Annotated in this window: 14 protein-coding genes and 2 tRNA genes; 12 read left to right on the top strand and 4 right to left on the bottom strand. The window is 68.7% G+C overall.

All coding sequences use genetic code 11. The features are described 5' to 3' along the window. Window positions 1-2: 2 nt before the first annotated feature. Entirely contained in the window at window positions 3-140 is a 138-nt protein-coding gene (gene rpmH, locus ACFVH5_RS13535; RefSeq protein WP_003967884.1) for a 50S ribosomal protein L34, read from the bottom strand. Between the two features lie 418 nt (window positions 141-558). Here rpmH and dnaA point away from each other — a divergent pair, with 418 nt between their 5' ends. The 9 genes from dnaA (at window position 559) to ACFVH5_RS13580 (ending at window position 13,454) form a co-directional block, all read left to right on the top strand. Continuing rightward, window positions 559-2,448, top strand: a complete 1,890-nt coding sequence (gene dnaA, locus ACFVH5_RS13540) for a chromosomal replication initiator protein DnaA (RefSeq protein WP_385833732.1) — start codon at window positions 559-561, stop codon at window positions 2,446-2,448. A 1,032-nt stretch (window positions 2,449-3,480) separates the two neighbouring features. Then, a complete protein-coding gene (gene dnaN / locus ACFVH5_RS13545) occupies window positions 3,481-4,611 on the top strand; it encodes a DNA polymerase III subunit beta (protein WP_384807856.1) in 1,131 nt (376 codons plus the stop codon). Window positions 4,612-4,740: 129 nt separating this feature from the next. Beyond that, complete coding sequence (gnd, locus tag ACFVH5_RS13550; protein ID WP_210881462.1) at window positions 4,741-5,616, top strand: phosphogluconate dehydrogenase (NAD(+)-dependent, decarboxylating); 876 nt, start codon at window positions 4,741-4,743, stop codon at window positions 5,614-5,616. A 102-nt stretch (window positions 5,617-5,718) separates the two neighbouring features. Next, window positions 5,719-6,843 (top strand): DNA replication/repair protein RecF, encoded by a 1,125-nt coding sequence (recF, locus tag ACFVH5_RS13555; RefSeq protein ID WP_385833734.1) that lies wholly within the window; start codon window positions 5,719-5,721, stop codon window positions 6,841-6,843. Further along, window positions 6,840-7,385, top strand: a complete 546-nt coding sequence (locus tag ACFVH5_RS13560; RefSeq protein ID WP_385833736.1) for a DUF721 domain-containing protein — start codon at window positions 6,840-6,842, stop codon at window positions 7,383-7,385. Before recF ends, ACFVH5_RS13560 begins: the two co-directional genes overlap by 4 nt. Window positions 7,386-7,707: 322 nt before the next feature. Continuing rightward, window positions 7,708-9,768, top strand: a complete 2,061-nt coding sequence (gene gyrB / locus ACFVH5_RS13565; RefSeq protein WP_199854776.1) for a DNA topoisomerase (ATP-hydrolyzing) subunit B — start codon at window positions 7,708-7,710, stop codon at window positions 9,766-9,768. A gap of 42 nt (window positions 9,769-9,810) precedes the next feature. Then, entirely contained in the window at window positions 9,811-12,426 is a 2,616-nt protein-coding gene (gene gyrA, locus ACFVH5_RS13570) for a DNA gyrase subunit A (RefSeq protein WP_384803830.1), read from the top strand. Between the two features lie 18 nt (window positions 12,427-12,444). Beyond that, window positions 12,445-13,167: a DUF3566 domain-containing protein gene (locus tag ACFVH5_RS13575; protein WP_385833738.1), complete on the top strand. Its 723-nt coding sequence runs from the start codon at window positions 12,445-12,447 to the stop codon at window positions 13,165-13,167. 210 nt (window positions 13,168-13,377) lie between these two features. Beyond that, window positions 13,378-13,454: transfer RNA gene (locus ACFVH5_RS13580), tRNA-Ile, on the top strand. Between the two features lie 1,078 nt (window positions 13,455-14,532). On the opposite strand, the gene ACFVH5_RS13585 is transcribed toward ACFVH5_RS13580, so the two are convergent. Further along, window positions 14,533-15,225 carry a DUF6344 domain-containing protein gene (locus ACFVH5_RS13585; protein WP_385833740.1) on the bottom strand — a complete coding sequence of 231 codons (693 nt, stop codon included), beginning with the start codon at window positions 15,223-15,225 and terminating at the stop codon, window positions 14,533-14,535. 339 nt (window positions 15,226-15,564) lie between these two features. Here ACFVH5_RS13585 and ACFVH5_RS13590 point away from each other — a divergent pair, with 339 nt between their 5' ends. Further along, window positions 15,565-15,693: a DLW-39 family protein gene (locus ACFVH5_RS13590; RefSeq protein ID WP_003999697.1), complete on the top strand. Its 129-nt coding sequence runs from the start codon at window positions 15,565-15,567 to the stop codon at window positions 15,691-15,693. A 196-nt stretch (window positions 15,694-15,889) separates the two neighbouring features. Next, window positions 15,890-17,299, top strand: a complete 1,410-nt coding sequence (locus tag ACFVH5_RS13595; RefSeq protein WP_385833741.1) for a hypothetical protein — start codon at window positions 15,890-15,892, stop codon at window positions 17,297-17,299. A 65-nt stretch (window positions 17,300-17,364) separates the two neighbouring features. On the opposite strand, the gene ACFVH5_RS13600 is transcribed toward ACFVH5_RS13595, so the two are convergent. Both ACFVH5_RS13600 and ACFVH5_RS13605 read right to left on the bottom strand, forming a co-directional pair. Then, complete coding sequence (locus tag ACFVH5_RS13600) at window positions 17,365-19,077, bottom strand: serine/threonine-protein kinase (protein WP_385833743.1); 1,713 nt, start codon at window positions 19,075-19,077, stop codon at window positions 17,365-17,367. A gap of 133 nt (window positions 19,078-19,210) precedes the next feature. Next, window positions 19,211-19,762, bottom strand: a complete 552-nt coding sequence (locus ACFVH5_RS13605) for a helix-turn-helix domain-containing protein (RefSeq protein WP_385833744.1) — start codon at window positions 19,760-19,762, stop codon at window positions 19,211-19,213. Between the two features lie 183 nt (window positions 19,763-19,945). Here ACFVH5_RS13605 and ACFVH5_RS13610 point away from each other — a divergent pair. Beyond that, window positions 19,946-20,018 (top strand) — tRNA-Ala (locus ACFVH5_RS13610). Window positions 20,019-20,350: the final 332 nt, after the last annotated feature.

The raw sequence follows: 20,350 nt of genomic DNA on the forward strand, positions 1-20,350 counted from the left end.
AATCAGGCGGACAGGCTGCTGCGACCCTTGCCACGGCGGTTCGCGAGAATCGCGCGGCCGGCACGGGTACGCATCCGCAGGCGGAAGCCGTGGGTCTTGGCGCGACGGCGGTTGTTCGGCTGGAAGGTGCGCTTGCTCACTCGGGGGCTCCAGAAAGAATCGGTGGCGGCGGAGTGCCGTCCTGGCTGTCACCGTGCGCCAACGAGTAGCTCGCATTACGCCCGAGTGCACCGCTTCCCGATCACTCTTCGCGATCTGTGCCCATCGGAGGCAGGCGGCAGCAGCCATCGACAACTCGACCTGGTCACGGTACGCGCGGCTACGCCATCCGGTCAAACCGGCGCCGCACGGGAGACACTGTCCACAGGCTGGGGACAACAACTTGAACCGCATGGGTCGCCCTGACTACCGTGGCCGGACTCCGGTTCGTTCCCTTCTCTCCGCTCCAGCTCATTCGTTCCGGCCGCTGCAGCAGCTTCGTCCACCCCGTTCACCGAGTTCCAACCCAACCCGTCCCAGGAATCACACGTTCGTGGGACCCGTGAGAGAGCGTGCCCTGTGGCTGACGTACCTGCCGATCTTGCCGCAGTGTGGCCACGAGTATTGGAGCAACTTCTCGGGGAGGGCCGCGGGCAGGGTGTCGAGACGAAGGACGAGCACTGGATCAAGCGCTGCCAGCCGCTGGCGCTGGTGGCGGACACCGCACTGCTCGCCGTCCCGAACGAATTTGCGAAGAACGTCCTCGAAGGGCGCCTGGCCCCGATCGTCAGCGAGACGCTGACGCGTGAGTGCGGCCGGCCGATCCGGATCGCGATCACCGTCGACGACTCGATGGGGGACTCCCCCGCACCGCCGACGCCGCCCGTCCAGCAGTCGCAGCAGCGTTACGAGGACCAGGACCGCTCGCCCTCGCAGGGCCGCGACGGCTACCGCGGGTACGGCCGGCACCGCGCGGACGACCGCATGGACGATCATCCGCAGGGCCGCCCCGATCAGCAGCAGCCCTCCCACGAGGACCAGCTCCCGACGGCCCGCCCCGCGTACCCCGACTACCAGCGCCCCGACCCGGGCGCCTGGCCGCGGCCCTCGCAGGACGACTACGGCTGGCAGCAGCAGCGGCTCGGCTTCCCCGATCGCGACCCCTACGCGTCCCCGCCGCGGGACTACCGGCAGCAGCCGGGCCGCTCGCCGTACGACCAGCGCTCCGACTACGACCAGCAGCGGCCCGACTACGACCAGCCCCGCTCCGACTACGACCAGCGTCCCGACCGCCGTGACCGGTCCGAGCCGCCCTCCCCGTCCGGCATGGGCCATGTCCACCGCGGCGGCCCCGTCGGCTCGTCGCTGCCCGCCTCCAGCGGCGCACCGGGCCCGCTGGCCGCGCAGCCGGCGCCCGCGACGGGTCCCGGCGAGCCCACCGCGCGTCTGAATCCGAAGTACCTCTTCGACACCTTCGTCATCGGGGCCTCGAACCGTTTCGCGCACGCGGCCGCGGTCGCCGTGGCAGAGGCTCCGGCCAAGGCGTACAACCCGCTCTTCATCTACGGGGAGTCCGGGCTCGGCAAGACGCACCTGCTGCACGCGATCGGGCACTACGCGCGCAGCCTGTACCCGGGCACGCGGGTGCGGTACGTGAGTTCGGAGGAGTTCACCAACGAGTTCATCAACTCCATCCGCGACGGCAAGGGCGACAGCTTCCGCAAGCGGTACCGCGAGATGGACATCCTGCTCGTCGACGACATCCAGTTCCTGGCGGACAAGGAGTCGACGCAGGAGGAGTTCTTCCACACCTTCAACACGCTCCACAACGCGAACAAGCAGATCGTGCTCTCCAGCGACCGGCCGCCCAAGCAGCTGGTGACGCTGGAGGACCGGCTGAGGAACCGCTTCGAGTGGGGTCTGATCACCGATGTCCAGCCGCCCGAGCTGGAGACCCGGATCGCCATCCTCCGTAAGAAGGCGGTGCAGGAGCAGCTCAACGCCCCGCCGGAGGTGCTGGAGTTCATCGCGTCCCGCATCTCGCGCAACATCCGCGAGCTGGAGGGCGCGCTGATCCGGGTGACGGCGTTCGCGTCGCTCAACCGGCAGCCGGTCGACCTCGGTCTCACCGAGATCGTCCTCAAGGACCTGATCCCCGGCGGTGAGGACTCGTCCCCGGAGATCACCGCGCCGGCCATCATGGCGGCCACCGCCGACTACTTCGGCCTCACGGTGGACGACCTGTGCGGCTCCTCGCGCAGCCGCGTCCTGGTGACGGCCCGCCAGATCGCCATGTACCTCTGCCGCGAGCTGACGGACCTCTCCCTGCCGAAGATCGGCGCCCAGTTCGGCGGCCGCGACCACACGACCGTGATGCACGCCGACCGCAAGATCCGCGCGCTGATGGCCGAGCGCCGCTCGATCTACAACCAGGTCACCGAACTCACGAACCGCATCAAGAACGGCTGACACCCGCCGCGGTACGTCACCGAGGGCGCCCCGGGACTCGTTCCCGAGGGCGCCTTCGCCGTTCCTGCGCCAGCCCGGCAGCGAGGGGCACGCCGTCCTCGGATGCGCTCAGACGCTCCCGTACGCGTCCTGTGGACCGTCTCCCGGAGGCTCCGGACCCCTCTTCGGGCCCCCGGAACCCCTCCCGAACCGCCTCCGGACCCCTCCGGAGCCCCGCCCCGACCGTTTCGCCGTTACCCGACAGCCATCAGCTGTTCGATTACGCGCCTGGTTACGGGCGCCCTCCACAGATTCGGGGACTTTCTTGTGTCCACACCCTGGGGACTGCGAAGTTGTCCAGATCGTGTCCACAGGCACGGCAGCTGAAAGAGAATCAGCCCAGCTCAGTCGCCTGTGGATCCGTGGACAAAAGATCTCCACAGCCTGTGGACAAAGAAATGATCCACAGGCTGTGCGGGAAGTTGTCCACCGGCGACCCACAGGCTAGGGGCAGTTGTCCCCAGTGATCGTCAGCTTCTCCACATCGCTGTCCACTGTTCGGCAACACGACGCGCGTTCTCACCGGGTCGAGTGAAAGGCGTCACACGAAGGTGCCGGGTTGGGCTGTGGGGAACGTGGGTAAAGCTGGGGACGGCGCTGGGGAGAAGTACCCCCTGCCTGTGCACGGAGTGTGCAGAACTTTTCGTCGTCCACAGAAGAGGCGTGTTATCCACCGCCTCCACCCACAGGGTCAGTGGACAAAAAACCTGCTCTGAACTGCGAAAACGGGGTTATCCACGGTATCCACAGCCCCTACTACTACTGACAACTAGAGAGAGCCTGAGAACCGTTTCGAAGCCTGGGCTGTGCACAACTCACGCTCGGAGCCTCGACTGCCGCTCGGAACGACTTGACCCCGAGAGGCACCGACTGTCAGTGCGGTGCGTCAGACTGGTCCCCGGCGACCGGCCCATCGGTGGGCTGAGCAACGCCGAGTCAGACCACGAAGACCGAGCAGGGCGAGAGCGCCGGCAACAGACGGAGGCGGCAACGGTGAAGATCCGGGTGGAACGCGACGTACTCGCGGAGGCAGTGGCCTGGGCGGCACGCAGCCTCCCGGCCCGTCCACCGGCGCCTGTGCTCGCCGGCCTCCTTCTGAAGGCCGAGGAGGGCGCACTGAGCCTCTCCAGCTTCGACTACGAGGTCTCGGCACGCGTCTCCGTGGACGCGGAGATCGACGAGGAAGGCACGGTGCTCGTCTCCGGCCGCCTGCTCGCCGACATCTGCCGCGCCCTCCCCAACCGGCCGGTGGAGATTTCCACAGACGGTGTACGGGCGACCGTGGTCTGCGGCTCCTCACGCTTCACCCTCCACACACTGCCTGTGGAGGAGTACCCGGCGCTGCCGCAGATGCCGGTCGCGACCGGCACCGTCCCCGGTGACGTCTTCGCCTCGGCCGCCGCCCAGGTGGCCATCGCGGCGGGCCGCGACGACACGCTGCCCGTGCTCACCGGTGTGCGCATCGAGATCGAGGGCGACACGGTCACCCTGGCCTCCACCGACCGCTACCGCTTCGCGGTCCGTGAGTTCCTGTGGAAGCCGGAGAACCCCGAGGCGTCCGCGGTCGCCCTGGTGCCCGCCAAGACGCTCCTGGACACCGCCAAGGCGCTCACGAGCGGCGACAGCGTGATCCTGGCGCTGTCCGGCTCCGGAGCCGGTGAGGGCCTGATCGGCTTCGAGGGAGCGGGCCGGCGTACGACCACGCGTCTGCTCGAGGGCGACCTCCCGAAGTACCGCTCGCTGTTCCCGACGGAGTTCAACTCGATCGCCGTCATCGAGACCGCCCCCTTCGTGGAGGCCGTCAAGCGTGTGGCCCTGGTCGCCGAGCGCAACACCCCGGTGCGGCTGAGCTTCGAGCAGGGCGTGCTGATCCTGGAGGCCGGCTCCAGCGACGACGCACAGGCTGTGGAGAGGGTCGACGCCCAGCTGGAGGGCGACGACGTCTCGATCGCCTTCAACCCGACGTTCCTGCTCGACGGACTGAGCGCCATCGACTCCCCGGTCGCGCAGCTCTCCTTCACGACGTCCACCAAGCCGGCGCTCCTCAGCGGCAGGCCCGCGCTGGACGCCGAGGCGGACGAGGCCTACAAGTACCTGATCATGCCGGTGCGGCTCAGCGGCTGACGAAGAGCCGCAGGTGAGGGCATACGTCTGAGCGGCTATGCCCACAGGTGTGCAGGAGAGTCCGGGTTTAGGCTCGGGCGCAGGCACGAAAGTGCCCTCCTGCCACATCGCTAGTGAAGGAACAACCTGATGGAGCTCGGTCTCGTCGGCCTCGGCAAGATGGGCGGCAACATGCGCGAGCGCATTCGCCGCGCAGGCCACACCGTCATCGGATACGACCGCAACGCGGATCTCGCCGATGTCCACAGCCTTGAGGAGCTTGTGGGCAAGCTCAAGGGTCCGCGGGTCGTGTGGGTGATGGTCCCGGCCGGAGCCGCGACGCAGTCCACCGTCGACGAACTGGCCGAGCTGCTCGAGCCGGGTGACGTGGTCGTGGACGGCGGCAACTCGCGCTGGACGGACGACGAGAAGCACTCCGAGGAGCTGGCGGCCAAGGGCATCGGCTTCGTCGACGCCGGCGTCTCAGGGGGCGTGTGGGGCCTGCAGAACGGCTATGCGCTGATGGTCGGCGGCGACGCCGAGCACATCGCCAAGGTCCAGCCGGTCTTCGACGCCCTCAAGCCGGAGGGCGACGCGGGGTTCGTGCACGCGGGCAAGGTCGGCGCCGGGCACTTCTCCAAGATGGTCCACAACGGCATCGAGTACGCCATGATGCAGGCCTACGCCGAGGGCTGGGAGCTCCTCCAGGCCGTCGACTCGGTCACCGACGTTCGCGAGGTCTTCCGGTCCTGGCAGGAGGGCACGGTGATCCGTTCCTGGCTGCTGGACCTGGCGGTCAACGCCCTGGACGAGGACGAGCACCTGGAGCGGCTGCGCGGCTTCGCGCAGGACTCCGGCGAGGGCCGCTGGACCGTCGAGGCGGCCATCGACAACGCGGTACCGCTGCCCGCGATCACCGCGTCGCTGTTCGCCCGCTTCGCGTCCCGGCAGGACGACTCGCCGCAGATGAAGATGATCGCGGCACTGCGCAACCAGTTCGGCGGCCACGCCGTCGAGAAGAAGTAGCCCGGAGGCGGTCCGGAGGATTCCGGCAGCGGTTCGGGAGAAGAAGCAGTCCACGGGTCCGCACCGCGGATCCACAGCTCCGGGGGAGGTCGGCGAACGACCATGCACGTCACGCATCTGTCGCTGGCCGACTTCCGCTCGTACGCCCGGGTCGAGGTTCCGCTCGACCCGGGCGTCACCGCGTTCGTGGGGCCCAACGGCCAGGGCAAGACCAACCTCGTCGAGGCGGTCGGCTATCTCGCCACCCTCGGCAGCCACCGGGTCTCGTCCGACGCGCCACTCGTGCGGATGGGCGCCGAGCGGGCGATCATCAGGGCCAACATCCGCCAGGGCGATCGCCAGCAGCTCGTGGAACTCGAACTGAACCCCGGCAAGGCGAACCGCGCCCGCATCAACAGGTCCTCGCAGGTCAGACCCCGTGACGTGCTCGGCATCGTACGGACCGTGCTGTTCGCGCCCGAGGACCTGGCGCTGGTCAAGGGCGACCCCGGTGAGCGCCGGCGGTTCCTCGACGAGCTGATCACCGCGCGCTCCCCGCGGATGGCGGGCGTGCGCTCGGACTACGACCGGGTCCTGAAGCAGCGCAACACCCTCCTGAAGTCGGCCGCGCTCGCCCGCCGACACGGTGGGCGCACGATGGACCTCTCCACCCTCGACGTGTGGGACCAGCACCTCGCGCGCGTGGGCGCCGAGCTGCTCGCCCAACGGCTCGACCTGATCGCCATGCTCCAGCCGCTCACCGACAAGGCGTACGAGCAGCTGGCGCCCGGCGGCGGTCCGGTGGCCCTGGAGTACAGGCCCTCCTCGCCCGGGATCACCGGGCACGCGCGCGAGGAGCTGTACGAACAGCTGACGGCGGCCCTGGTGGAGAGCCGCAAGCAGGAGATCGAACGGGGGATCACCCTCGTGGGCCCCCACAGGGACGAACTACTGCTCAAACTTGGCCAGCTGCCCGCGAAGGGATACGCGTCACACGGCGAGTCCTGGTCGTACGCGCTGTCGCTGCGCCTCGCCTCGTACGACCTGCTGCGGGCCGAGGGCAACGAACCGGTGCTGGTCCTCGACGACGTGTTCGCCGAGCTGGACACCCGCCGCCGTGAACGCCTCGCCGAACTGGTGGCCCCCGGCGAGCAGGTGCTCGTGACGGCCGCGGTCGGCGACGACGTGCCCGGCGTACTGGCGGGGACGCGGTACGCCGTGTCCGAGGGCGCCGTGGAGCGCGTATGAGCGAGAACACACCCGACCCGAAGAACACCCCGAAGAGCACTCCCGAGCCCTCCGGGGTCGACCTCGCGCGCGTGGCCCTGCGCGCGGCGAAGGAGCAGGCACGCGCGCGCGGGGACGCGGTGCGGGACAAGAAGCAGGCGCGTCGTGGCGGTCTGCGCTCCGGCGCGCACGCCGACGGGCGCGATCCCATGGCCCTCGGTTCCGCCATCAACCGGCTCATCACCGAGCGCGGCTGGGAGACCCCGGCCGCCGTCGGCGGGGTCATGGGCCGCTGGCCGCAGATCGTCGGGGACGACCTGGCCAAGCACTGCGTACCGGAGAAGTACGACGAGGACGAGCGGGTACTGGTCGTGCGGTGCGACTCGACGGCCTGGGCCACCAACCTGCGGCTGCTCGCTCCGCAGCTGGTCGCCCGCCTGAACGAGGACCTCGGGCACGGCACGGTGAGGCTGATCAAGGTGCTGGGCCCCGGGGGTCCCGCCCACCGCTACGGCCCCCTGCGCGCCCCCGGCAGCACGGGTCCCGGCGACACCTACGGGTGAGCCAGACCGGGCGGTATGCCGTCCGTAGCGCGGGGTTGACACCCGGAAGCGCTGAGTGCCGCTCTGCGCCTCTTTGAGCCCGGGTCCGCATATGGGGAGTCGGTGGAGACCGGTTCAGGGCGGCACATGCGGACTCAGGTACCGGCAAACCCCCATCACTGTCGGCGCTACCGGTAGACTGGAAGCTAATCCCGCCCCACTTGTGGGACACACCGAGCAACGCTGACAAAGGCTTACCGACGTAACACGCCGCAGCCGCTCCGGACACCCTCCTCCGAGGGGACCCGGAGCTTGGCTTGTGCTGTGCCAGAAAGGGCGCTTCGTGGCCGATTCCGGCAACCCCAACGAGAACATCCCGTCCACCGACGCGGCCGCGAAAAGCGGGTCTCACTCCTCGAACGGCGAGGTCACGGCCTCGTACGACGCCAGCGCCATCACCGTCCTGGAGGGTCTGGACGCGGTCCGCAAGCGACCCGGTATGTATATCGGCTCGACCGGCGAGCGCGGACTGCACCACCTCGTGTACGAGGTGGTGGACAACTCCGTCGACGAGGCGCTGGCCGGCCACGCGGACACGATCGACGTCACGATCCTTCCCGACGGCGGTGTCCGCGTCGTCGACAACGGCCGAGGCATCCCGGTGGGCATCGTGCCCTCCGAGGGCAAGCCCGCCGTCGAGGTCGTCCTGACCGTGCTGCACGCGGGCGGCAAGTTCGGGGGCGGCGGTTACGCGGTCTCCGGTGGTCTGCACGGCGTGGGCGTCTCCGTCGTGAACGCGCTGTCCACCAAGGTGGCCGTCGAGATCAGGACCGACGGACGCCGCTGGACGCAGGACTACAAGCTGGGCGTCCCGACGGCTCCGCTGGCCGAGCACGAGGCCACGGACGAGACCGGCACCTCGGTCACCTTCTGGGCCGACGGGGACATCTTCGAGACCACGGACTACTCCTTCGAGACGCTCTCGCGGCGCTTCCAGGAGATGGCGTTCCTCAACAAGGGTTTGACCATCAAACTCACTGATGAGCGCGACTCGGCGAAGGCCACGGTGGGCGCCGACGAGGCCGGTGCGGACGAGCCCGTGGAGGTCAAGTCCGTCACGTACCACTACGAGGGCGGCATCGTCGACTTCGTGACGTACCTCAACTCCCGCAAGGGCGAGGTCATCCACCCCACGGTGATCGACATCGAGGCCGAGGACAAGGAGCGCATGCTCTCCCTCGAAGTCGCGATGCAGTGGAACGGCGGCTACAGCGAGGGTGTGTACTCCTTCGCCAACACCATCCACACCCATGAGGGCGGTACGCACGAGGAGGGCTTCCGTGCGGCGCTCACCGGTCTCATCAACCGGTACGCGCGCGACAAGAAGCTGCTGCGCGAGAAGGACGACAACCTCACGGGCGACGACATCCGCGAGGGTCTGACGGCGATCATCTCGATCAAGCTGGGCGAGCCGCAGTTCGAGGGCCAGACCAAGACCAAGCTGGGCAACACCGAGGCGAAGACCTTCGTACAGAAGGTCGTGCACGAGCACATCAGCGACTGGCTGGACCGCAACCCGAACGAGGCCGCGGACATCATCCGCAAGTCCATCCAGGCGGCCACCGCGCGCGTGGCGGCCCGCAAGGCCCGCGACCTCACCCGCCGCAAGGGGCTCCTGGAGACGGCGTCGCTGCCGGGCAAGCTGAGCGACTGCCAGTCGAACGACCCCACCAAGTGCGAGATCTTCATCGTCGAGGGTGACTCCGCCGGCGGTTCGGCCAAGTCCGGCCGGAACCCCCAGTACCAGGCGATCCTCCCGATCCGAGGAAAGATCCTCAACGTCGAGAAGGCGCGGATCGACAAGATCCTGCAGAACCAGGAGATCCAGGCGCTGATCTCGGCCTTCGGCACCGGGGTCCACGAGGACTTCGACATCGCGAAGCTCCGCTATCACAAGATCATCCTGATGGCGGACGCCGACGTCGACGGCCAGCACATCAACACCCTGCTGCTGACCTTCCTGTTCCGCTTCATGCGTCCGCTGGTCGAGGCCGGGCACGTCTTCCTGTCCCGTCCGCCGCTCTACAAGATCAAGTGGGGTCGCGACGACTTCGAGTACGCGTACTCGGACCGTGAGCGCGACGCCCTGATCGAGCTCGGCCGACAGGCCGGCAAGCGCGTCAGGGAGGACTCGATCCAGCGCTTCAAGGGTCTCGGTGAGATGAACGCCGAGGAGCTGCGCATCACGACCATGGACCAGGAGCACCGCGTCCTCGGCCAGGTCACCCTCGACGACGCCGCCCAGGCCGACGACCTCTTCTCGGTCCTGATGGGCGAGGACGTCGAAGCACGCCGCGCGTTCATCCAGCGCAACGCCAAGGACGTCCGCTTCCTCGACATCTGAGTCGGTCTCAGCTGACCGCGTCAGAAAGGATCTGCACCAGCAATGACCGACGAGACACCCATTTCCCCCACCGGTCCGGGCATCCCCGCAGGCATCCCTGTGGAAGAGGGCGGCACCCTGCAGCGTGTCGAGCCCGTCGGGCTCGAAACCGAGATGCAGCGCTCGTACCTCGACTACGCGATGTCCGTCATCGTGTCGCGCGCGCTGCCCGACGTACGGGACGGTCTCAAGCCCGTCCACCGCCGCGTCCTGTACGCCATGTACGACGGCGGTTACCGGCCCGAGAAGGGCTTCTACAAGTGCGCCCGCGTCGTCGGCGACGTCATGGGCAACTACCACCCGCACGGCGACTCCTCGATCTACGACGCGCTGGTCCGTCTCGCGCAGCCGTGGTCGATGCGGATGCCGCTGGTGGACTCGAACGGCAACTTCGGTTCCCCGGGCAACGACCCGGCCGCCGCCATGCGGTACACCGAGTGCAAGATGATGCCGCAGTCCATGGAGATGGTCCGCGACATCGACGAGGACACCGTCGACTTCACGGACAACTACGACGGCCGCTCCCAGGAGCCGACCGTCCTCCCCGCCCGCTTCCCGAACCTGCTGATCAACGGCTCGGCGGGCATCGCGGTCGGCATGGCCACCAACATCCCGCCGCACAACCTGCGCGAGGTCGCCTCCGGCGCCCAGTGGTACCTGGAGAACCCCGAGGCCTCGCACGAGGACCTCCTGGACGCGCTGATCGAGCGCATCAAGGGCCCCGACTTCCCGAGCGGCGCCCTGGTGGTCGGCCGCAAGGGCATCGAGGAGGCCTACCGCACGGGCCGTGGTTCCATCACGATGCGCGCGGTCATCGAGGTCGAGGAGATCCAGAACCGCCAGTGCCTGGTGGTCACCGAGCTCCCCTACCAGGTGAACCCCGACAACCTGGCGCAGAAGATCGCCGACCTGGTCAAGGACGGCAAGGTCGGCGGCATCGCGGACGTCCGGGACGAGACCTCGTCGCGTACGGGCCAGCGCCTGGTCATCGTCCTGAAGCGGGACGCGGTCGCCAAGGTCGTCCTGAACAACCTGTACAAGCACACCGACCTGCAGACGAACTTCGGCGCCAACATGCTGGCGCTGGTGGACGGCGTGCCGCGCACCCTCTCGCTCGACGCGTTCATCCGGCACTGGGTGACGCACCAGATCGAGGTCATCGTCCGGCGTACGCGGTTCCGGCTGCGCAAGGCCGAGGAGCGCGCGCACATCCTGCGCGGCCTCCTGAAGGCCCTGGACGCCATCGACGAGGTCATCGCGCTGATCCGGCGCAGCGACACCGTCGAGATCGCGCGCGAGGGCCTGATGGGCCTCCTGGAGATCGACGAGATCCAGGCCAACGCCATCCTTGAGATGCAGCTGCGCCGGCTGGCGGCCCTGGAGCGCCAGAAGATCGTCGCCGAGCACGACGAGCTGCAGGCGAAGATCCGCGAGTACAACGCGATCCTGGCCTCGCCCGAGCGGCAGCGCGCCATCATCAGCGAGGAACTGACCGCGATCGTCGACAAGTTCGGTGACGACCGCCGCTCCAAGCTGGTGCCCTTCGACGGCGACATGTCCATGGAGGACCTGATCGCCGAGGAGGACATCGTCGTCACCATCACGCGCGGTGGCTACATCAAGCGCACCAAGGCCGAGGACTACCGCTCGCAGAAGCGCGGCGGCAAGGGCGTACGCGGGACGAAGCTCAAGGAAGACGACATCGTCGACCACTTCTTCGTGTCGACGACCCACCACTGGCTGCTGTTCTTCACCAACAAGGGCCGGGTCTACCGCGCGAAGGCGTACGAGCTTCCCGACGCCGGGCGTGAGGCGCGCGGCCAGCACGTCGCGAACCTGCTGGCCTTCCAGCCGGACGAGGCGATCGCCGAGATCCTCGCGATCCGCGACTACGAAGCGGTGCCCTATCTGGTCCTCGCGACCAAGGGCGGGCTGGTGAAGAAGACATCCCTGAAGGATTACGATTCGCCGCGTTCCGGAGGCGTCATCGCGATCAATCTCCGTGAGACGGAGGACGGTTCCGACGACGAACTGATCGGAGCCGAGCTGGTTTCGGCAGAGGATGATCTGCTTCTGATCAGCAAGAAGGCCCAATCGATCAGGTTCACCGCGACGGACGACGCGCTGCGGCCCATGGGCCGTGCCACCTCGGGCGTCAAGGGAATGAGCTTCCGCGAGGGCGACCAGCTCCTCTCGATGAATGTTGTTCGACCCGGTACGTTCGTGTTCACTGCCACAGACGGTGGGTACGCGAAGCGGACCGCTGTCGACGAGTACCGCGTCCAGGGTCGCGGTGGCCTGGGTATCAAGGCCGCCAAGATCGTCGAGGACCGTGGCTCGCTCGTCGGCGCGCTGGTGGTCGAGGAGACGGACGAGATCCTCGCCATCACACTGTCCGGCGGTGTGATTCGCACGCGAGTCAACGAGGTCAGGGAGACGGGCCGTGACACCATGGGCGTTCAACTGATCAACCTGGGCAAGCGCGATGCCGTCGTCGGTATCGCACGTAATGCCGAGGCCGGTCGCGAGGCCGAGGAAGTCGACGGGGTGGTCGACGACTCGGACGAGGTCGAGTCGGCCGTCGGTACGGACGAGGGCGAGCCGTCCTCGGACGAGTAGCGCGAGGAGTGAGTCATCGTGAGCGGAGCCACGGGCGCCGGTTCGACCGATACGGAAACGGACGGCGGCCGTGGCTCCGCCACGGAGGCGACTGACTCCCATGACTCTCATGGATCCCAGGGGGGAACTGTGACGGACACCCGAGGCCCACAGACGCCGCAGTACGCGGCCGGTGCGGCCCCAGGCTCGCCGGTGCCTCCGGGCCCGGCTGCACCTTCCGGTACGGCCGTGCCGCCGGGTTCGCCCCTCCCGGGCGAGCGGCAGCCGCAGCAGGCCGCCCAGCCGTACCACCCGCCTCAGGCGTACGCGGCGCACACGGCGCCCGGGGGCGCCGTCCGCCGGCCGCGCACCGGGGCGCGCACCACGCCCCGTACGCGCAAGGCCCGGCTGCGGGTGGCCAAGGCCGACCCCTGGTCGGTCATGAAGGTCAGCTTCCTGCTCTCCATCGCGCTCGGGATCTGCACGATCGTCGCGGCCGCCGTGCTGTGGATGGTCATGGACGCCATGGGCGTCTTCTCCACCGTGGGCGGCACGATCTCCGAGGCCACCGGCTCGAACGAGTCGAACGGCTTCGATCTGCAGTCGTTCCTGTCGCTGCCGCGCGTCCTGATCTTCACGTCGATCATCGCCGTCATCGACGTCGTCCTGGCCACCGCGCTCGCCACCCTCGGCGCGTTCATCTACAACCTCTCCGCGGGCTTCGTCGGCGGTATCGAGCTCACGCTCGCCGAGGACGAGTAAACGTTGTCACCACGGCTTCACCGCGAGAGCGCATCCCGGCCCGGGGTGCGCTCTCGCGCTGTCGGGGGTGCACCTCTGTGCGGCCGGCGGGTGCGTTTTCGGTCTGTCCGGGCAGGCCGGGGCGGGCCCCGGATACCGATTTTGGGACTGGCCCCGTCGTGCGCTAATCTTCAGAGGTCAGCGCGCGGGACATACACCGCAGAGCGCGGCGGGGCTATAGCTCAGTTGGTTAGAGCGCATCCCTGATAAGGATGAGGCCACAGGTTCAAATCCTGTTAGCCCCACCAGTTCAAAGACCTCCAGGCCATCGTGCCTGGGGGTTTTTGGCATTTGTGGCTCGTATCCAGAGCCTGTTCCCGAAGTCCCGAAGTCCCGAAGTCCCGAAGTGCCGAAGTGCCGAAGTGCCGGTGGCCCGGGGCGGTGGTGCGCCGGTGCTCTCGAATGGGGTCTGTGTGCTCGGCCAACGGCAGCGTTGAGGATCTGAGGGAGCTGGGGCCCTGAGAGTCACAGGAATGCCTGAGGGTGCCTGAGAAGCCCTGAGGGCTGTCGGGAGCGCGCCCGGTCGGGAAACGGTGGGGGTTTCCACGTTCGGCGGCTGACCGGCCGTCAGGGGGCGCGCGGTGCCTCCTCGTCGGGATGCCCAGGGGTGATCGCATCTACGGCATGCGTGTAGTGCCAAGTGCTGCTTTATGTGAATGAGAATGCAACCCATCGATCTGCGAGCTACGTGTCCATGCAGATGCCGCTGGTCAAGGCTTGAGCTTGTGACCAGGTACTTTCAGTCGAATGGGGCGTCCGGCGTGAGTGCGCCGGACCTGGGCGGGGACGTCGCCGTCGAGGGCGAGGACCTGCCCGCGCTGCTGGAGCGCCTTCTTGGTGAGTCGCAGGACAGGACCCGGAAGGACCTGGCCGCGTAAGCCGGTATCTCCTATCCGACGCTCAACGCTCGGAAGAACCGGACGCGTGGGACGTCCCGCATCGATGCGGAGCGGTTGCGTGCGATGGCCGAGGCGTTCCGTCGCTGGAGTGTGCGGACTGCGCCGCGGGAGTTGTTCGGCGCCGTGGGCCGGCCGGTGCCCGGACCCCATGGGGACGAACGCGAGGCGCACCTGCTCAAGCTCAGCCACGCGATCTGACCGCCCGTATGCCGGTGTGTCCGTCTGCCCGGAGTGCGTCCCTCTTTTCTGCGGCCTTCGTAGGGCGCCTTCGAATCGAACCGGTCGGCGAAGTCCGCATCGTCGAGGCGCCGGTCGCCGTCGTCGAAAAGTCGGGTGTCGTCGAAGCGTCGGGCGTCGGCCTGCCAGGTCCTCGGCATCGCTGCGGGCGTAGGCCCTTCATCCCGGCTGGACGGCTCCTGGTACGAGGTCATCCCCGAGTCGCTGAGCCGACGGCGGCCAGGACCGGAGCGGGCGCCGGCGCCGGGAGCTGGACCGAGGCCGGGGCCGGTGCCGAGGCCGGTGCCGGGAACGAGGACTGTGAGGGGAGCGTGACGGCGCTGCTGACGGGTGCGGCATCCATGGCGGGTGCCGGTGCTGCTGCCCGTGCGGTCTGTGCCGCGGGTACGTCGACAGTGCCGGTCGTCATGTGGGTCGTGCCGCAGGGGTGGGCGGGTGCCACGACTGCATCCCTCGTGACAGGTTCCCTCGTGGCGCGTCCCCTCGCGGCGGAGTCCGTCGTATCGACGGCAGTAGGTACTGCGGCGCTCATGGCGGCGGTGACGACCGCTGGTGCCTCGGCGCTGTCCCGTGTGACGGCGACTTCCGCGTCCGTCGCATCCGTCGCGTCCGTCGGCGGGCGGTGTCGGCAGGACGGTGAGGAGCCGTGCGCCTCCGCGTGGATGCGCTGTTTCATCGTGGGTGGCAGGGAACTCGCCCGCGGGCGGCTCCAGATGGGCTCCTCCTGCGCCGTCGCTTCCTGCGGGGTGTTGATGTTGCGCGCTGCCTCCGTCGCGGGTACGGCGGCGACGGCGGTCGTCGTGATCAGTCCGAGTGACGTGCACAGCGCGAGGAAGGCGGTGACGACCGCGGTCCACAGGTTCATGACGTTGTTGCGAGTCATGGTTCCTCTCCTTTCGGGTGGGTGGATTTGCATACTTTCCTCATGATGTGTATGTCGGTTGCGAAGTGACGGACCGACGCCCGTGGCGCGGCGATCTTCTGATGAACACCACTCGGATGGGCTCAATGCTCATTAAATGAGCGGAAGCATGAGGAAAGCGGGGCGAAATAACCCACGGTGAGGATGTGATCACCCTCCGATCCGAGTGGTCGGCCCCGGTCGTACTGCGCTGCCCCGACGGGCAGTTGAGGCCCCGACGCAGGTCACCGATCGGTATCGGCCGGTGTGTATAGTCGGGCGCCAGAAGTCCCCAACGCCTAAGAAAGACGAGGTCTCGCGGTGAAGAAGCTTCTCCTGGTCGCACTGGCCGCCATCGGCGGGCTCCTCGTGTACCGCCAGATCCAGGCGGATCGCGCCGAGCAGGACCTGTGGACGGAGGCGACCGACTCCGTGCCCACGGGTTCGTGAGTGTCGACCACAGTCTCAGTACAAACCCCGGCCGCCTTGCTGCGGCCGGGGTTTTGTGTTGCCCGGGCGCGCACGGCTCGGTGAGTGCAGGATGGTCGAGGCTTCGCGGGCGTTCGGGACAGTGTCGGAACAGCGACGGCGCCGACCCGCGGGAGCCCGTCGAGTGAGGGTCCGGGTTACGGCGAGGGGGCGCGTGATGGGGCGGCGCACGAGAGGGTGGCGCGGCCGTACGGTCCTGGCCGGGGCGGCGCTGCTCTCGGTCGTGGTACCGGCGGGGCGGGCGACGACGGCGACAGCGGCCGACGCTCCCCCTCCCTACCGTTTCGCCGCTGACGCCGAGCGGATCGAGGGCGCGGACCAGCCCACCGACGCCGAGCGCCTGACACCCGGCACGTCCTACCGGAGCACCATCCGCGACAACGGAAAGCTCTACTACGGGCTGCGGCTCGACGAGGCCTCCGACGCCTCCAGTGCGTACGTGTCGGCCACCGCCGTACCGAAGCCGGGCACGAAGGTCATGTACTCGGACGGCATCAAGGTGTCCCTCCAGGACCCCGACGGTCACCGATGCTTCTCCGGGGATGCCGGCATCGCCCGCTTCGGACCCACCGAGAGCCCGCGTCCGCTGACCGCCTGGGCGTCGCGAAGGACCGGCCCCGGCGCGTACACCTGCAAGAACGCCGGTACGTACTCGGTGCTCGTCGAGCGTACGAGCGGGCCCGGCTCCTCGTTGGACGACTGGGAGCTGGAACTCCAGTACGTCTCGGAGCCCGCTCTGGAGAAGGCCGCTTCGACGGCCGCCCCGCAGGTGTGGGACTCCGCGTCCCCCCAGGCACTCGAAGGCCCTGCCCTGGCCCGTGAGGGAGGTGCGGGCTTCAGCGGGGCGCGCTCGCTGGAGCAGGGCGTCTGGAAGGACGGGATCCGGGCCGGGCAGACGCTCTTCTACCGCGTTCCCGTCGACTGGGGGCAGCAGCTGGACGCCACCGCCGAACTGGGCCAGGCGAGCGGCGACGGCTATCTGGGGAACGCGCTCGTCATGTCGCTCCACAATCCCGTACGCGCCCTGGTGGACGACGCCGGCACCGGATACGACGGCTCGCGGAAGCAGACCGCGCTGAAACCGCTGCCCCCGGTCGCCTACGAGAACCGGTTCGCCGTCGACGACCGGGTCGGCGGTATGCGGTTCGCCGGCTGGTACTACCTCGTCGTGCATCTCTCGGCGGGGATGTCGGACAAGTTCGGCGACGGGCCGTTCGGGCTGACGCTGCGCGTAAGGGTGAGGGGTACGGCCGAGGAGGCACCGGCCTACAGCGGTGCCGCCGTGCCGCGTGACGTCTTCGAGGTCTCCGCGCAGGACAGGGACGCCGCGGCGAGTGGCAGCGCGGCGACCGGTGGAGACGGCGGTGGCAGTGGCTCTTCGGGCGAGAACTCCGCGATGAAGGCGGTGGCCGTGGGCGGGATCGGCACCGGGTGCGTCCTTGTGTTGGGGCTCGCGATGTGGACGGTGGTCGCCCGGCGGCGGGCTGGGGCAGGGACCGCTGAGGGTGCCGTGCCCGTTGCCGGCGGCGGAGCCGCACGGACGTACGGACGGTCCCGGGGCCGGTAGCTCAACGGGTCTGCCAGCCAGCCGGGGGCTAGGGGGCTAGGAGCTCCGGGAGGTCCGGGCCCGGTTCAGATCCGTGCCAGGGCCCAGAATCCGACCGCGAAGCAGATCAGCGCGAGCAGGAGCACCGGGACCGTCACCGCCATGGGCGGTCCGGGCCGCCGCCGTGACCGTCTGGCGCGGTGCCGCGCAACCGGCTGCGGCTGAGGCGGAACCTGAACGCCTTGAGCGGTGTATGAAGCAGTAGAGGCTGTGTCACCCGGCTGTGACTGCGGCAGCGGTAGAGGCAGCGGCATGGATTGGGGCAGGGGCAGCGGAAGTGCCGACTGGGGGGATTGCGGCTGTGGTGGTGGCGTAGGCGCAGAAGCTGGGGCGGGAGCCGTTGGGTACGGGGCCTGGGGGGAGGGCACGTGGGTGGGTTCGTACGACTGCGACGTGGAGTAGGCGGAATCCGGGAGTTCGCGCGGTGCGGGGGGAGTAAGGGACTGCTTTTCCCGCAGCGGGGGCGGCAGGTGGAAGCTGCCGGTGTCCGAGGGGGTGGGGGGCTGCGGGGGAAAGGGATCGATGGTCGGCTGGGGCGGTATGCCACCGGTCCACCGCCCGGAAGTGGAAGCGAAAGGGGTGGGGGAGGGACCGGTCGGTGGGGGACCGACCGCTGGAGGGCCGGCCGCAGGGGGACCGCCCGCTGGGGAAGCGCCCGCTGGGGAAGCGGCTCCCGTATCGGCTTCCGGAGAGGCTGTGCCCGGGGCTGGACCCGATGCCGTTCCCGACGCTCTGTCCGTCCGCTGGGCCTGTCCTGGTTCCGCCCCCGGTCCTGGCCCCTGTCCTGGCCCCGGTATCTGTTCGGAGACGGTCGCCCGGGACGTCGTGGCAGCGGTGGCAGCCCTGGCAGTCGTGCTCGTGAGGGGGCCTTCGGGGCCGAACCCGGCCGGAAGCGGGCCGAGTTGGTCGAATATCTCTATCAGCTCGTCGTCGGGGCCGGGCTCCGGGAGGAGCTCCCTGGCCGAGACGAGCGCCTTGCGCGCTCCGTTGGCCGTGCGGAACCGCGCGTGCGGGTCCGGTTCGAGCAGAGACGCCACGACCTGCCACAGAGGCTCGGGAATCCCCTTCGGGGCGCCCGGCGTGCCATGGGTCCCGAAGTGCTCGACCAGCGCCTTGGCGTCGGGTTTGGCCCCTTCCAGGAGGAAGAGAGCGACCAGGCCCACGGCGAAGAGGTCGGCGGGGAAGTCCGGGTCGGCGCCGATCAGCTGCTCGGGGGCGAAGTAACCGGGCGTTCCCACCACGTAGTTGGTCTCGGTGAGCCGCGGCTCACCGAGGCGCATCGAGATGCCGAAGTCGGACAGCCGCAGCCGCGGACGGCTCGTGCCGGTCGACTCCAGCAGGATGTTGGCGGGCTTGATGTCCCGGTGCACGATCCCCTCCGCGTGCACCGCGGCGAGTCCCGCCAGCAGCTGGTCGAGCAGGGTGCAGACGAAGGCCGGAGGCAGCGGGCCGTAGTCCCCGATCAGATGGACCAGGGATCCACCGCCGACGAGATCCATGGTGAACAGGACCTTGTCGTCGTCGGCCGCCCAGCTGGCGGGAGCGAGCACATGGGGGTGGTCGATCCGGACCGCCTGCTCGCGCACGAACCGCAGCAGCGAGTGGGCGTCGCTCTGCTGGAGCACCTTGGCGGCCACATACCGGCGCCGCCGGTGGTCCCAGGCGCGCCAGACGGCACCGACTCCCCCGCGTCCGATCGGGTCGACCAGTTCGTACCGGCCGGCGAAGACCTCACCCATGGTCGTGCGTCGCTCCCCCTTCGGCGGTCGGTACTGCGGCGGCCTCTTCCGAGGTGCCCGGCTGCCTGGCTTCCGCTGCCGGAAACCCCGACAGGGCTCCGGTGGCGGGGTGTTCGGCTGCCGGGCGTCGTACTCAGTTCTGGTGGGACTGGTAGTGGGCGACCGCGTCGGAAGTGCGGCCGGCTCCGTACACCCGGAGGAACTCTGCCAGTTCCGGGTGGGTCGGGGCGAGGGTGTCCGCCGCGTCGATGATGTCCCCGGCCGCGGACACCGAGCGGAGCAGTGACTGGATCTCGCGCACCACGCGCTTCACCGTGGGCGCACCGCCCGAAGTGGTCGTCGACTGCGTGGTGTTGCTGAGCACCGAGCCCCCCTGGGACTTCTTGATCTCGTCCATCCGTTCGGTGGCCTCGGCCGCGCTGACACTGCCGTCCGCGACCTGAACTGCGAGATCCTGCAGCAGCTGTACGCGCTGGACCACCGCGGGATTGCCGATCTTGGCGCGCTGACCGCTCATCAACTGAGACAGCATGGGCGCGGACAGACCGAGCACCCCCGCCAGACGGGCCTGGTTGAGACCCAGGTCATCTATGAGCCTACGGAAGAGCGCCCCCAGCGGCTCCCCGTACCAGTTCCGCTGCAGCTCCCGGGCTCTCGCGGTTGCTTCCTGCTGTGCGGCGTCCATGCGCGTCTCCCCATCGCTTCCCCAAGTACCGTGGTTCGCTGTAGCGAACCACGTCGAGCATCTTACGGAGAGTGGTCGTGCACGGGGACCCCCAATCTTTTTGCGGGATACCCCGGGTGACCCGGTAGTCTGGTCTGCGGTGGCGGCGCGGAGGGAGATCCTTCCGGTGCCTGCCTCCCTTTCGGGGCCTTAGCTCAGTTGGTAGAGCGCTGTCTTTGCATGGCAGATGTCAGGGGTTCGACTCCCCTAGGCTCCACGAGAAGAACCCCCTCGGACCGGCTTTACGCAGGTCGGAGGGGGTTTTCTCATGTGGTGGGGTGGGGGAACCGGTGGAGTTCCGGTCGTCTCGGGGGCCGTGAGGTGCCGGCCGTCGCTCCGTCCGTGGTGCTGCTCGTGGTGCCGGGCGCAGCGCCTGGGAAGAATTTTGATCTCACGCGGTTTCGCGGTGATCCCGCTCCGCGTCGGCCTCTTCAACGGGTCCGGGGTGGAAGGGAATTGGCCGCCCGTCGTGACGTGACGTGGCCTCATCAACCTTCAGGATGCACCTTTCCTGGGGCGCTGAAACTCCATTGGGTCAAGTGCGGTGAT

Source organism: Streptomyces sp. NPDC127119, assembly GCF_042677425.1.
GTDB lineage: Bacteria > Actinomycetota > Actinomycetes > Streptomycetales > Streptomycetaceae > Streptomyces.